The sequence below is a fragment of the Paludibaculum fermentans genome (assembly GCF_051172195.1).
Taxonomy (GTDB): Bacteria; Acidobacteriota; Terriglobia; order Bryobacterales; family Bryobacteraceae; genus Paludibaculum; species Paludibaculum fermentans_A.
Map to the genome: position 1 here is coordinate 5271082 of NZ_JBPJAQ010000001.1, position 13663 is coordinate 5284744.

Consider the following 13663-nt stretch of genomic DNA (forward strand, 5'->3'; position numbering starts at 1 on the left):
CCCGCAAGCGCGCAACACCAAAACTATCGAATTTGGTGTGCTTATATTGACAACTATCTATATAGATGAGACTCTATATACGTGAGCCGACTAAACCAAGCATTTGCCGCTCTGGCCGACCCCACTCGACGTGGAATCGTGGTGCATCTAGCTCGCAGGGAGGCAACCGTATCCGATCTGGTCGGCCACTTCTCGCTGACGCAACCTACCATCTCGTCACACCTGAAGGTGCTGGAATCGGCGGGGTTGATCTCGCGTAGCCGACTGGCCCAGTCGCGGCCCTGCAAGCTAGAAAGGGAGCAATTGAAGGCGGTAACCGATTGGTTGGAGGAAGTGCAAGAGATTTGGGAAGGCAATTACAAGCGACTCGACGCGTTACTCGCCGAGTTGAAGCAAGCACAGAAAGAGGAGCGAAAGAAATGAAACCTGCAGAAGTGAGCACGCCGTCAGATCGAGAAGTGCTGGTGAAGAGGAGCTTTGATGCGCCGGTCCATCTCGTTTGGCAGGCGTATACGGATCCCGCGTTGATGGTTCGTTGGCTAGCGGCCACGTCCGGATGGTCGATGCCGGTTTGCGAGATGGCGACTGATGTGGGTGGGAAGTATCGCTGGCGCTGGCGACATAACGAGAGCGGCCAGGAGTTTGGGTTCATGGGAGAGATGCTGGAGGTCGAGTTGCATTCGAAGATCGTGCATACGCAGATCTACGACCCGGGCAACTGTGAGTTTGGATCAATGGGAGATGAGCCGACGATTATCACGGTCACATTCAACGAGACCAACGGGATCACCCACGTGGCGACATTGCTCCAGTATGCTTCGAAGGCGGATCGCGATGCGGCGATCTCGACCGGCATGACGGACGGAATGGAGGTGAGTTACCAGTCGCTCGATGGAGTGCTGGCGGGTTAGGTTGGGTTGGATTTCTCACGCGTCTGCGGATCCCGCAAGCCGACCTCATCGGCTACAGGTGGGGCGGAGCCGTGGGGATGCAGTGTGCGATCCACGATCCGGACAAAGTGCAAAGGGCAGCCATCATTTCGTCCATGATTCGCCGGGACGGCAAGATCGCGGAAGCGCTCGAACCGGTCCTGAAACCCAAGGTGGAGAATAGCAAGTGCTTGCCCGCGAAGTAACCACGCGCAACGAATCCAGATGTTAGGCGGGAGGATGACTGGAAATGAATCCGGAGATAGCGAAGTACAACGAGAAACAGGATTCGGATCACAGGGAGGTCTGTGACCTGCTCGCCCAGGAAATCGACAGAAACCTACCCGAAGCGGAGAACAAGATCTGGCATGCACATCCGGTCTGGTTTCTGGACGGCAACCCGATCGTCGGATATAGCAAGCAGAAGCCGGGAATCCGGCTGATGTTCTGGAGCGGGGCAGATTTCGGAGAGGTCGGGCTGGATGTACGAGGCGCGAAGTTCAAGGATGCATCCATTTTCTTTAATCACGTTTCCGAAGTAAGCATCTCTGATCTAGGACGGTGGGTTAAGAAGGGAATCGCGGTCCAATGGGATTACAAGAATATCGTCAAGCGGAAAGGGCGGCTGGAGAGGCTGCTCTAGCAGCCTGTGGCGGAAGTCGCGCAGCCGCGTTCGCACCGCCGCCGGGACCAGAATGGCAGCTCAAGTGAAATTTCGAAGCCGCTCCGAAGAGAGTCGCCTTTTTCTGGGAGGAAGGCCGGCGGCGGAGCGAACCCAAAGGGCGACAAGGGGTTGCGGCCCATGGCAGTGTCGAGCCGACCTCCGAGTGGCCGGCACTAGTTCGGCCGGCTCTTCGCGCCCTGGGCTCGCAAGCCCTTGCCGCGCGGCTAGCGGGACTTCCGCCACAAACTGCTAGGCTCGCTGCCGCTCCGCCAACCGGCGCGGCGAGGGCTGTACAAGTACCGCAGGTTCCCATGGTGCGCGTTGGCCCATGGTGCCCGATAGCTGCGCGGAGTCCCCTGTAGCAATACAATCCCGAGAAGGAAATGATGACAACAAGGGCCACTATTGCGGAGTCACGCGCTTTCGTCAGCTGGCTTGACTATCAGGAAGCGCTCAAGCGCGCCATCGCACCGCTGACCGATGAGCAACTGGGACAGCGGCTCCTGGCAGGGCGCCGGACGCCAGGCGAAATAGCCGAGCACATCATCTTTGGGCGGGCCTTGCATCTATCCCGAACACTTGGAGCGGATGCTGTTGCGGAACTGGCGCCGTACCAGCGTTGGGATGATGAAGGCGACCCGCCGCGGACTGCGGCTGAGATCGTACAGGGACTTGAAGTCACCTGGCGAATCATGGAGGACCGGCTGATCCGCGGATCCTCGGGAGACGCTCTCCATGATGGGGAGGCAGAGGTGGTCCAAACGATCTGGGGTCTTCTGGATCACGACTTGCCTCACGCCGGACAACTGTCACTCCTCTTACGAGCAATCGGCATGCCTGGGGTAAGTATCTGAGAAGTCTCGGGCATGCATCGGGCGAACAGGCTGTCGCCTTGGTGTTTGCACGGGGAACGACGATGCACGGATTTTGCCTACAAACTTCTGGGAAGCCCTTCCATGTGGCGCTTCACCAAGAACGATGGCAGCACCCAAGGCTCCCACCCCCAGGTGGGAGTTCCTCAACGGCAAGCTTAGGGATTCCACAACTTCAACAACTGCCGCTTAAGGGTTTAAACGCAGCGTCTTCAATCTTTGCGCATATCCGGTGTAGCGTGGCGTTCCCTTTGCGCCACTGATCAAACTGATTCTCGACATCCTCGATCAGTTCGGACAACAGGCCAAAGTAGCGATTGTGCAGGCAACTCCGTCGAGTCAATTTCCAGACCCGTTCGATGGGGTTCAACTCCGGACTATAGGGAGGCAGGAAGTCGAGCGCGAAGCGTGGCGCCATCTTGTCACGCCAGGCTTTGTGAAGCAGAGCATGATGGAACTTGGCGTTATCCGAGAGGACGACAGCCCTCTTCTTGTTGTTCTTGCATGCCCGCCGGAGGGACTTCAGGAAGGCCCAGCAGGTTTTGGCGTTGAAGCGCTCTGGCTCCCTTCGGTTGTCTGGCGTCAACTATTCCGCCGGGAGTTCTAATTGTCGCCCGTCATTCGGTAGTGGAATCGCCCATCGGACAGGCGGACAGCTCCGAAGTAGCCCACTTGTTTTCGCGTTGGATGATGCAGCGAAACCGGATCGCGTACCTCGGGTGGAACCCAGATCCGGCAGCGAGAGCCGTGCTGTTGGAAGTGAACTTCGTCCAAAGCCCAGACTTCCACTGTGGGATCGGACATCAGGGCTTAGAGTTTTTGTTATGCGCAGTCTGCAACTCGGCATTGCCATGGGCGATCTGGGGCCGTGGCTTCGGCAGACGGAAGCCTAAAGACTTGAACAGCCGCTGGCATTGCCGAACACCCAGATCGACGCCAAACTCCCGATGCAAATAGGCACACAACGCCTTGCCGTCCCAAAGAGTGGCGGTCAATCCCGCCTCTTCGGGTGGTTTCCGCAGAACCTGCCCGATGCTCCTCATATGCTCCTCAGTCAGGCGTCTCGGCCGTCCAGAGCGACTGCCCTCCTGAAGCCCAGCCAGTCCGGCACGTTCAAAGTCTCGAACCCAATACTCCAAAGTACGTGGGGCGTCCCCGAGCACTGCGGCTGCCTGCCGGCAAGTCATGCCCTGCGCGACAAGCAAGACAGCATGCAGGCGGTGATCGTAGCGGGACTCATCCGTCCGGCGGATCTCGTCCTGCAATGCCAAAACCACCATGGGCGCATCGGTGATCGTTAGCGGCTTCATGCAAACATGAAACCACATTTTTGTTTTATGCGCAAATACTTATGACGCTACGTTTATTTCGGAGCCAGGACAGTGGGGACCCAGTCTCTATTTCAGTCGGGGTGGTTTATGGAAGGGCTGCTTTCGCAGACCCTGGTGGTGCACATCATCCGGACGCGAAGGGTGCCGTTTATGGAGAGCCGCGCGTCGGCGCCGGTTTGTGTTCTGACGATAGCGGTGATGCTGGGCGGCGTGGTGATTCCTTTCACCGCCTTTGGGGCGCTGCTGGGATTGAGGCCACTGCCGTTGGAGTATTTCGGATGGCTTGCCGGGATTCTGGCGGCCTATGCGGTAGTGGCCCAAGTGGTGAAGAACTGGTTTGCGCGGCGCTACGGCTACTAGTGAGGTGGGGGGCAGGATGAACGGCGCATACTGAAACCGGGCGATCGCGGCTGGGAAGTTGCCGCGCGCGAAGTTGATGATTCCGGTTTTCAGTGACAATCCAAACTAAGCGGTGTCCTGTTCGACGGGCTATTCGCGCTATTAGGGGTGATGACCGACCTGACTCAGACGGCTCCGGCGAGACGCTTTTTGGGTAGCGGAGATTTCTCATTCCCGCGATGGCTGTGTTCCGTTGTAAGCTACAGGGAATCTCCAATGGAAACCGCGAGGGGTGAGGTTACGCTGCTGTTGAATCGCGTGGCCGAGGGTGACCGGGCCGCGGAAGAAGCGCTACTGCCGCGTGTCTATATCGAACTGCATCGCCTGGCGTTGTCCCGGCTGAAAACAGAGCGGCCCGGGCATACGCTGCAGGCGACCGCGCTGGTGAATGAAGCGTATCTCCGTCTGTGTCAGTCCAACGAAAGGCGTTTTGAGAACCGGGCGCACTTTTTCCGCCTTTCTGCCCAGATCATGCGGCGCATCCTGGTGGATTATGCGCGGATGCGAGGGGCAGGGAAGCGGAGCGGGGGCCTGATGCTCCTGTCGCTGGATGATGCGATCGCAATCTCACCAGAGCAGACAGATGATGCGTTGCGGGTGGATGAACTGCTGAGCCAGCTGGCACAACTGAGCCCCAGGCAGGCACAAGTTGTCGAGATGAAGTTTTACGGCGGACTCACCGAAGCAGAGATCGCGGCCGCCCTGGGACGAAATACCCGTACCATTCGCCGGGACTGGCTGCTGGCCCGGGCGTGGCTCCACGAACAATTGAGGCCAGCTCATCGGTAGTACGAGGGGCTCCCACAATGGAGAAGACGCACTGGAACCGGGTCATGAGCCTGTTTGACAAGCTGCTGGCCGGCGAGCAACTTGAGGCGACTTTAGAGCTCGAAGAAGATCTCGAAGTTCGCGAGAAGGTTCGAGTGTTGTGGCAGCATCACATTTCAGCCGATCTCGAAGGCTATCTGAGTGAACCGATCAGTTTTGAAGTAACGCCGGTATTTGCGGTGGGGCAGGTGCTGCTGGGCCGCTTCCATATAGAAGCGATGCTGGGCAGCGGCGGAATGGGCGAAGTCTACCTGGCGTGGGATGCGCGTATTGAAGAACGGGTGGCCTTGAAGACGATTGCCCGCCTGCTGACTTCCTCGGATGCGATCCGGAGGCGATTTACGGCCGAGGTGCAAAATGCGCGCCGCGTGACGCATCCGAATGTCTGCCGGATCCACGAACTATTTGAAGATGGGGCTTGCACGTTTTTCAGCATGGAGTATGTGCAGGGGGTTCCGCTCTCCGAGGTGACTGCCCTGGATGCGCCGCAGGCGCTGGTTCTGATCCGTCAGATGGCCGAGGCGTTGCAAGCGGCGCACCAAACGGGCGTGGTGCATGGGGATTTCAAGCCGGCCAATGTGATGATTGTCGGCCTGGGCGGTCCTGCGCCGCGGGCGGTGATTATGGACTTTGGCCTGGCGCGGGCGCTGGATCGCACGGTTGGCCTGGCGGCGGGGACGGATGGAGAGGATCTGTCGTTTCAGGCGGGGACGTTGGAGTTTATGGCTCCGGAGCTGCGGCGCGGTGATCGTCCCAGCGTGCGCAGTGATATCTATGCATTCGGGAAGGTGGCCGAGCGCCTGCTGCCCGCGGGCCCGAAGTTCAAGGAGTGCACACGAGAGAACCCGGACGAGCGGCCCGAGACGCTGGCCCGCGTCATCCCTCACCTGCAACCGAGGAGTACCCGGCGGTATTGGTTGGGTGGACTGGCGCTGGCGACGACGGCTGTGGCGTCCTATTCTGCTTTCCGGCTGCGGGACGGCGCGCGGTTCAGCCTGCCGGCGAATGCACGAGTATTGATGAACGGATTCCGGGTGAACGGGGATCAATCGCCGGAGGCCAAGGTGATACGCTCGCTGATCCTCACCGCGCTGCAGCAGACGAACCGGATCCACGTCATATCGGATGATGACCTGGCGCCTTCGCTGGCGAGGCTGGGGCAGAAGGCCGTGGTTCCATTCGCGGGGGATACGTTGGGGCGGGTATTGGATCTGGCGAGGGCGGAGTTCTGGCTGGATGGCGATGTTCGGAGGTCGGAGCAGCGGTTCTCGCTGATGCTCCGATTGATGACGGGCGGCGCGCGGCAGTTGCTGGAAGGCTCGATCCACGACGAACCGGGTCCGATCGCGTTAGCGCAGGCTGCCTCGCGGTGGATTCGGGGGGCGACGGGAGAGTCGGCGCAGTCGATTGCGGCGAATCCGGCCGATCTCCGGCTGCTCACCTCTTCCAATCCTGAGGCTCTGCAGAAGTATTACGAGGGTCTGGAATATTATGCTGCCGGCAATATGTCGCTGGCGGTTCCGCTATTCCGGGAAGCGATCCGGCTGGATCCTGGCTTTGCCCAAGCGCACAGCATGCTGGGGATGACGTTGAATGGATGGCGCTATGACGAGGCGTTCCGAGAGGTGGGCACGGCGCTCGAACTGTCTTCGAAGCTGCCGCGGCACGAGCGGATCGTGATTGAAAGCAATTACTACCGGCTGACCGAAGACCCGCGAAAGATGGTGGAGACCGCGATTGAGAATCTGGCAGATCGTCCGGACGAGCCCCGCCGCCACGGTCTGCTGGCGCAAGCGTACAGCACTACCGGACGATTTCCTGAGGCGGTTGCCGCTTGCCAGAAGGCGGTTGAGCTGGCGCCCGATGACTGGATGCAGGTGATGCGCCTGGAAGACACGCTGGTGGAAGCCGGCCGCTTCCAGGATGCCCTGGCGGCGTTCCGGGCTGGTGTGGCCCGGCGCATTGAAAACAAGTGGATTTACAACGGAGCGGGCTCCGCTTATGCGGGGTTGGAGCAATACCCGGCGGCGCTGGCGGCCTTTGCCAGCCAACCTCCGAGTCCGGGGAACATTCTCGACCAGCAGTTCGTGAGGATTCTGCAGGGCAACCTGGAAGTTGCCGTTGCGGCGCTGGAGGAGAGCCGTTCGGCTGCCACGGATCCACTCAGCGCGTTCGGCTGCAATCAGTTTCTATGCGCGCTGTACTTTGTGCAGGACAGGCGGGCGATGGCGCTGAAGATCCTGCAGGAGATGGCGGAGATTCCGGTGTACCCGAACATGGCCGGCCGTTTCGAATGTGTCGCCTCGTGGTGCCGGCGACTGGATGACCGGGAGACCCTGACGCGGGTTCGCGGCATCGCGAGCACGATCGCGCAGCGATGGCCGAATGCCCGGACGCAGGCCGCGGAGACCCATGCGGCGGGTCTCGATCTGTGGGCGTCCAATGCGCTGGACGAGGCGGGCAGCCTGCTGCTGCAGGCGGTTGGGAAATCCTATTCGATCTGGACCCTGTTCGACCTGGCCGAGTTCTACACATCGACTGCACGGTGGGAACTGGCGGCCGAGTACTGGGCCAAGTTCGAAGAGCACCGCGGGACGATCATCGTGAAGACATGGTGTCCGGTGCTGCTGATACTGAGCTGGCTGCAGCGAGCCGAGGTGGCGCGGATTCGCAGCGATTTCGGGCTGGCCCAGGCAAGCTCGCAGAAGGTGTTGGAGCACTGGCAGCGTCTCAATCCCCAGCTCCCGGTCATCAAGAGGGCTGAGCGTATCCATTCAACCTCAAGAACAAATTGAAACGAGGAGGCAGCGTGTACGATGTATGGTTTGCTACCGGCGCGGCAATTATGAGCCCGGCGCTTTTAGATGAAGTGGAACAGGCGCAGCCCGTTTTCACCTTCGTCCTACGAGAGATAAAAGAAACCGACAGCAATGGGACCGTTACTGTATTTCCACCGGCGCCGTCGACAGGGCTGCTGGAAGAAGATGCGACGACGCGAGTGCGGCTGGCGATCTCGGGGTTTCTGAGGAACTTCTCGCCGGCGGCCCCGCCGGTGGGGATCTATTGCGCAGGGCGGTTTTGCCAGTATTTTGCGATTCAGAGTTTTAGCAGCCAGGACATCGAGACTAGCAGCTTCCGGGACATCATTGATCTGGCAAACCAAGCCTATCTCCAGGCCTTAAACGGTGGAGCCGAGAGCCAGTTGCCCGCCTTTCCGGCCTTTCTGGGCGCATGCCTGATGGACGGAGCGATTGTGGCCAACCTGAGGACTCCCTCGGCCGAGCAGTTGGAGGTTGCGGCGGAGTTCGGGCTTGCGCCAGGTTCCCGGGACTGGGACATCGCGCTGGCCTTCACAGAGTCGCCTGAATTTGCTCGTGCGGCATTCTTTCTGATGGCTGGCGACACGAACCCATGGACGGGCGGCACCGGGGAGCAGCTATTCTTCTGGCCGGGACACAGCGAACATGCGATCCCTTAACACCTTGTGGGCGAAGTCACGCGGTCCCGCCCGCAGGGCAACAGGCGCGCTGGCAATTCTGGGGCTGCTATTGGCCGCCCCCTGCCAGCCTGAGTTGCGTGCCCAGAACGACGAGAAGATCCTCGGGCTCTTCACCGACCGGGCATTGAATGCGAACAAGATGCCCACGACAGGGCCGGATCCGAAGATTGTAGCCGAACTGGACGATTCCGATATCGGCAAAGCGTACTACAAGATTAAGCCGGAGCGTAGCATTCTGATCCATGACTGTGCGCTGACTGCGCCGTCCTGGTGCGAGGCCGCGGCGTTGAGCTTCCCGGCGATGTTCGGGGAAGCAGCCAAGATCGCTAAACCGCGGGTATTGGGTCCGGAGCAGTTGGCGCAGGCCTGGTATCAGGCGATGATCCGCCAGGATGGGGAGCTCAAGCAAGCGTTGAAGCCTTTCTCCTCGCTGAGCGTTGCACCCTTTCAATTGCTGGCGATCGCGAACAGAATGGATCTCGCTCACTTCTCAACCAACTGGGTGGGCGCCGAGGTACATTTCGTCTTCGGGGTGAAGCCCGCGCCTGGAGCGATGCAGCCTCCGGAGGCGCTGCTGATCCTGGAATTCCGACTGCCGCCATTTGACCGGAAAGCTTTCACTCATTTGGCCGACACATGGGCGAAGCTGTCGACGGTGGACTCAGCACGATATCTGTGTGCGCTGCTGGATGCGCTGCAGGAGGCGGGCTTCTCTGCCAAAGCAGCCGCGCCGACGAAGCTGCGGTCGGTGAGTTCGCGCTTCAACCGCACGCTTGGAGCAGCGTGGAGGCTCTCGCAGTTGGTGCTGGACCCCACATCAGCGGTCCCTGGTTTCCACAGTGCATTTGCCGAGGCGGTGCTGGACGACCAGATCATGCCTGGGGCGGAATCAAGCCCCGGCTACGCTGACCTTTGGCGCACGAAACCTGAGCCGGCCGAGCATGGGGTGGATCACCTCCCCATCCAGCACGATTTGTCGGCACTTTCCCAGGTGACTTACGCGGCCATTGGGACCTTCGGCTCGCCCTCCGGAGTCTGCACGGATGAGAAGTTCCGCAACATGCTGGCACTGCAGCAATGTACGCTCTGCCACACGACGGAAACAAAGACGCCATTCCGGCACATCTCCAATCGGATGCCGGGTAAGTCGTCGACCCTCTCCGCATTTCTTGCGGGGAGCGGTGCAAACGGAACTACGATCCACCCGCGGCTGCATGAGCTTTATTACGGAGGGGCGGCGGTATCCACCGTGCCTCTGACCTACAAGACGTTCGAAGGCTCGAATGGCACATCATGCACGACGGCCACGCAGAAAACCATCCAGCGCAGGTATCACGATATTGCGCGGAGGACGCTTTTCCTGGCGGCGATTCAGCTCGACCAGGTGCAGAACAAGAGCGTTCCTGACGCGGGCAGCTTCGGGACGCATTTCAAGGATTGAGTTGCCGCCTAGAGGCCGGCCGCTGTGCCTGGTTGCGCTCAGGAGATGACCGCACTGGAATGTGAACACGGCGTCGAAGTGGTGGCGCCGGAGCGGCTGCTGGGGCGAGGTTCGATCGACGGTGAGGCTCATATCCCGGTAGAGCAGGCGTGTGAGGAACAGCAGGAAGTATTCGTCCGGGGCGAACGGATCACCTACGAAGAGCACATGGCCGCCGCGGGGCAGGGTGGGCCGCAGGGCCAGCATTTCGGCGGCGAGTTGGCGTGATGGGGGCTGGGCCGTTTCGAAGATATGGAGCGTCTTCACGCTCTCGCGGCGATGTTGGGGGGCGAGGAACAGGGCGAGCAGGACGGGCAGTGTGATGACGGAGATGAGGTGCAGCCGCTTCTCCTGGCCGCCCCTGATGGCCGCGAAGCGGAGCACCAGACTCGTTAGCAGGCGGCGCGCGATGACGAGCAACCCGGCTGCGTAGAGGGACCAGCCGGCCATGGGGAGATAGAGAAAGAACGCCGAGTAGTGAGCGATGAAGGCCACGGGCAGCAGGCTGAGCAGCACAAAGCACCAGGCAAACAGCAGGGGGCGGCTGCGGCTGCAGAGCGCGAGGGCCAGCATTGCGAGGAGAAGTTGGATGGTATTCGGGTCGCGGAAGACGTGATCCTGATACAGCAGCGGATTCAGGTAGAGATGGAAGGTGTCGAGGTAACGGCCAGGGGAGATGGACAAGTGGTAGGCGGGATTCTCGACCAGGCTGCCCGCGCAGAGGAGTTTGCCGGCGACATAGGGCAGGGTGAGGAGGCTGGTGACGAGGACGCCGCGACCCGCGCCGAGGAGCCACGCGAAACCGCTCTCGCGCAACGCGTGCCGGTGGTAGATGAGCTCGTAGGCAGCCAGCAGGACGGGCAGGGTGACGGCCATTTCCTTGGCATTCAGCGCACAGACGTAGAGGACGATCAGTACGGCCAGGTGACGCCACGCCAGTGGCCGGACGCGCAAGCAGAGGTTGAAGGAGCCGAGGTAGAAGGCGTAGCAGAGCAGATCGTAGATGGTGCCGGTGCTGTAGTAGAGGTCGACGAACCAGGCGTGGTAACCAGCGATGAGCAGGGCCAGGAATGCGGTTTCGCGTGAGCCGGACAGGCGAAGGGTGAACCGCCAGAGCAGGCCCAGGTTGAGCGTCATGATGGCGAAGCAGGCGACGCGGAATGGCAGCGGGTCGAAGCCGAAATAATGGTAGAGAGCGGAGTAGAAGAGACCGCCCAGGGGGCGATAGGCGGTGGACCAGTAGCAGAGATTGTCCACGAGCAGAGAGACGGTCGAGCGGCTGAGGTAGCCATGGAGGTTCATCAGATCGTCGCCGGAGAATGGCGCCGATAGACCGTGATGCGCGAACAGGAAGAACCAGCCAAGGGCGAGGAGGACCAGGAGTGTATCGACGCGGGTAGAGTACAGACGCATGTGTGGTGTCGAATTCACAGCCCGGGCCGGCTGGGGCAAGATCCTTGTTGAAAGCGGCCGTCCTGTCGTCCTGCCGGGGCGCCCGGACTTGCCGGATGCCGCAGTAGGCGTGCCCACGTTACGTGGGTGACGAGCGAGGCCACACGATGGACAGCAAGCTTGCGATCGGCAACCGTTGTGATTGCGCGATGGAGTTTGCCGGAGGCCGCAGGTATGAAGCTATGCGATCGGCTCTCACTTTAATAGAGCCTTGAGGTCCGGTATTCTGCTACAGCAGCGGTTGGGAATCTTTGCTGTTGTGGTGTGGGTATGGGGGACGGGCTGGGTGAGCGGGGATCGGGCGGACTCGTGCTGGTTGGTTTGGTCACCCAGCCGGCGGCACTCGGAGTGTTATGACGAGCGATTCCTATCGGCCTGGGCCTTCACTTCCGCCGTTGGAAGACGAGGTCGAGGAAGGTGACCTGGGCGGTGTCGGCGCGGCCGATGTCGAGGATGTCCACTGCGGAGAAGCCGAGGCGGTCGAGTTCGGCGATCATTTCGGCGAACTGGTAGCCGCCCTCGAAGCGTTGGGACACGCTGACCTCCACGATGAGAAACTCCGTTTCGCGCAAGGTCGCGGTGGCTCCGTGGATGATGCCGAGTTCCGCGCCTTCGGCGTCGATTTTGAGCCCGAAGGGACGCGGGCAGGGTTGGGCGGCCATGACGCGGTCGAGGGTTTCGACCTGTACACGACGGATGTCGGGGGTATCGCCGGTCTGTTCCAAGCGGTCGCGTTTGTAGAAGCTGGTGAGCTGGGGCAGACGTGGTTCCACGTATAGTTCGGTTTCGCCCGGGCTGTCGCCCAGAGCCACCTCGACGAGTGCGCCGCGGCGGGCCGCGAGGATCGAATCGATGTCGGGCTTGAATTCGGCGACGGGCTCGATCAGAAGGAGGAAGGCGTCGGGGAAGGCGCGGTAGAGTTCGGCTGTTCCATGGCCCACGCCGACATCGATGACGGTGGCCGGGCAAAAGCCCAAGCGCCGGAGGTAGGCGGCGTCCCAATAGGTGCGTCCGGCGCTCCACCCATCCGAGGCGGGCACCTCCCGCTGCACGCGCCAGCCCAGGGAAAGGAGCTTCCGATGGATATAGTTTTCGAACTCGTTCCAGCTCACAGGGTGATACTCTTCCTCATCTTATTGGTTGTCCTGTCCGGATCCTGGTAATCCAGTATTCGGATGTTAGTTGCGGCGGCAGAGCGGTGCCTGATTGGCCGAGGGCCGCCAGGCAGCGATCGAGGTGGCCGGGTTGGATCTCGGACCAATGGCGGAACGGGACGACGGGGAGGTCCTGAAACAGCGGGTCCAGGGAGGAAGCGGGTGTGAGGACGATGTGGCCCAAGGCCAGCGATTCCCACAGCCGATGTGTGTCCAGGCCATTGCCGGGCGGACTCAGGACGAACGCGTAGCGGCCGCGGCGGCGCCACATTTCGGAGCGGCCCAGCGGCTGTTCCTGGAGGTAGACGCGAGGATTGCCGCGCAGGTGGCGGATGAGGTCTCGCCTTCCTCCGAGACGGGTGCGCTGCCATCCAAAATCCACATAGACGGACGGGATGCGTTCCGAGAGAGGCGGTAGGGTTTCGCGGATGGACAGCAAAGACTGTTCCTGACCGGCGGGTGTCGCGATGGCCTCTCCCCAATAGGGGCGGTCGCACAGCGTATGGTAGTCGATGCCGATGGGGGCGGGGGAGATCTTCCCGTGGCTGCCGGAGCCATCGTAATTCTGGGCGTACCAGTGGATGAGGCGGGAGTCGTGGACGAGAGTCCGGGCCTCGCGGGGGATGCTGGAGGGAACGGGACTGTCGGAGTCGGCGGTCACCAGAATGAACTGTGAGCGGATGAGTGGCAGCACCTGGTGCAGGAAGGATCCGATCCAGGACAGGCGCAGCCAGATCACGGCGCCGTCGGGGAGTCCGGCGCAAGCGGAGGGATTGGGGATCAGGTTCTTTGGGGTGCGCCAGGTGGGGGCGGCTCCGGCGAGAACTGGGGCGGTGGTGTAGCCCTGGCCGGGGGGGAACTCGTCGGGGCAGCGCCAATCGCAGAGAGCTGCGATGCCTTTGTTCCAGACCAGGCGCGCGCCGGGCGTGCGGATGCCTGGGATGGAGTGGGGGGTCGCATCGACACCGGATGCGAGATGGGGACTAGAGAATCCCAGCCTGTGCCTGGCCGCGTTCAGGAGTTGATTCGCAAAGTGCATGGGGTGTCGCCAGGAT

Annotated in this window: 14 protein-coding genes; 8 read left to right on the forward strand and 6 right to left on the reverse strand. The window is 61.2% G+C overall.

Features of this window, described 5'->3' with window-relative positions; all coding sequences use genetic code 11:
* Window positions 1–81: 81 nt before the first annotated feature.
* The 4 genes from ACR9Y2_RS21220 to ACR9Y2_RS21235 all read left to right on the forward strand — a co-directional run bounded on the left by ACR9Y2_RS21220 (window position 82) and on the right by ACR9Y2_RS21235 (window position 1572).
* Complete coding sequence (locus tag ACR9Y2_RS21220) at window positions 82–423, forward strand: ArsR/SmtB family transcription factor (RefSeq protein WP_435043658.1); 342 nt, start codon at window positions 82–84, stop codon at window positions 421–423.
* On the forward strand, window positions 420–911 hold the full coding sequence (locus tag ACR9Y2_RS21225; protein ID WP_435043659.1) for an SRPBCC family protein: 492 nt from the start codon (window positions 420–422) through the stop codon (window positions 909–911). The genes ACR9Y2_RS21220 and ACR9Y2_RS21225 overlap by 4 nt, the downstream gene beginning before the upstream one ends.
* 77 nt (window positions 912–988) lie before the next feature.
* Window positions 989–1135, forward strand: coding sequence for a hypothetical protein (locus tag ACR9Y2_RS21230; RefSeq protein ID WP_435043660.1), 147 nt, complete (start codon window positions 989–991; stop codon window positions 1133–1135).
* Window positions 1136–1179: 44 nt separating this feature from the next.
* Window positions 1180–1572 (forward strand): DUF1801 domain-containing protein, encoded by a 393-nt coding sequence (locus tag ACR9Y2_RS21235; protein WP_435043661.1) that lies wholly within the window; start codon window positions 1180–1182, stop codon window positions 1570–1572.
* A 1068-nt stretch (window positions 1573–2640) separates the two neighbouring features.
* Here the strand turns inward: ACR9Y2_RS21235 and ACR9Y2_RS21240 are convergent.
* From ACR9Y2_RS21240 to ACR9Y2_RS21250, 3 genes are read right to left on the reverse strand one after another with little or no spacing between them, the layout of a single operon-like run.
* The gene (locus tag ACR9Y2_RS21240; RefSeq protein ID WP_435043662.1) at window positions 2641–3051 is read right to left on the reverse strand and encodes a transposase; all 411 of its coding nucleotides are present in this window, start codon (window positions 3049–3051) and stop codon (window positions 2641–2643) included.
* A 17-nt stretch (window positions 3052–3068) separates the two neighbouring features.
* Window positions 3069–3269 (reverse strand): hypothetical protein, encoded by a 201-nt coding sequence (locus ACR9Y2_RS21245; protein WP_435043663.1) that lies wholly within the window; start codon window positions 3267–3269, stop codon window positions 3069–3071.
* Window positions 3269–3793, reverse strand: coding sequence for a helix-turn-helix domain-containing protein (locus tag ACR9Y2_RS21250; protein ID WP_435043664.1), 525 nt, complete (start codon window positions 3791–3793; stop codon window positions 3269–3271). The genes ACR9Y2_RS21245 and ACR9Y2_RS21250 overlap by 1 nt, the downstream gene beginning before the upstream one ends.
* A gap of 54 nt (window positions 3794–3847) precedes the next feature.
* Here ACR9Y2_RS21250 and ACR9Y2_RS21255 point away from each other — a divergent pair, with 54 nt between their 5' ends.
* The 4 genes from ACR9Y2_RS21255 to ACR9Y2_RS21270 all read left to right on the forward strand — a co-directional run bounded on the left by ACR9Y2_RS21255 (window position 3848) and on the right by ACR9Y2_RS21270 (window position 8501).
* Window positions 3848–4156 (forward strand): cation transporting ATPase C-terminal domain-containing protein, encoded by a 309-nt coding sequence (locus ACR9Y2_RS21255; RefSeq protein WP_435043665.1) that lies wholly within the window; start codon window positions 3848–3850, stop codon window positions 4154–4156.
* A 255-nt stretch (window positions 4157–4411) separates the two neighbouring features.
* Complete coding sequence (locus tag ACR9Y2_RS21260) at window positions 4412–4984, forward strand: ECF-type sigma factor (RefSeq protein WP_435043666.1); 573 nt, start codon at window positions 4412–4414, stop codon at window positions 4982–4984.
* Window positions 4985–5028: 44 nt separating this feature from the next.
* Window positions 5029–7818 (forward strand): protein kinase domain-containing protein, encoded by a 2790-nt coding sequence (locus ACR9Y2_RS21265; RefSeq protein WP_435043667.1) that lies wholly within the window; start codon window positions 5029–5031, stop codon window positions 7816–7818.
* Between the two features lie 14 nt (window positions 7819–7832).
* Window positions 7833–8501, forward strand: a complete 669-nt coding sequence (locus ACR9Y2_RS21270) for a hypothetical protein (RefSeq protein ID WP_435043668.1) — start codon at window positions 7833–7835, stop codon at window positions 8499–8501.
* A 1312-nt stretch (window positions 8502–9813) separates the two neighbouring features.
* Here ACR9Y2_RS21270 and ACR9Y2_RS21275 read toward each other — a convergent pair.
* The 3 genes from ACR9Y2_RS21275 to ACR9Y2_RS21285 all read right to left on the reverse strand — a co-directional run bounded on the left by ACR9Y2_RS21275 (window position 9814) and on the right by ACR9Y2_RS21285 (window position 13647).
* Window positions 9814–11415 carry a hypothetical protein gene (locus ACR9Y2_RS21275; protein WP_435043669.1) on the reverse strand — a complete coding sequence of 534 codons (1602 nt, stop codon included), beginning with the start codon at window positions 11413–11415 and terminating at the stop codon, window positions 9814–9816.
* A 422-nt stretch (window positions 11416–11837) separates the two neighbouring features.
* Complete coding sequence (locus ACR9Y2_RS21280; protein ID WP_435043670.1) at window positions 11838–12566, reverse strand: FkbM family methyltransferase; 729 nt, start codon at window positions 12564–12566, stop codon at window positions 11838–11840.
* 16 nt (window positions 12567–12582) lie between these two features.
* The gene (locus ACR9Y2_RS21285; protein WP_435043671.1) at window positions 12583–13647 is read right to left on the reverse strand and encodes a hypothetical protein; all 1065 of its coding nucleotides are present in this window, start codon (window positions 13645–13647) and stop codon (window positions 12583–12585) included.
* Between the last annotated feature and the right edge of the window lie 16 nt (window positions 13648–13663).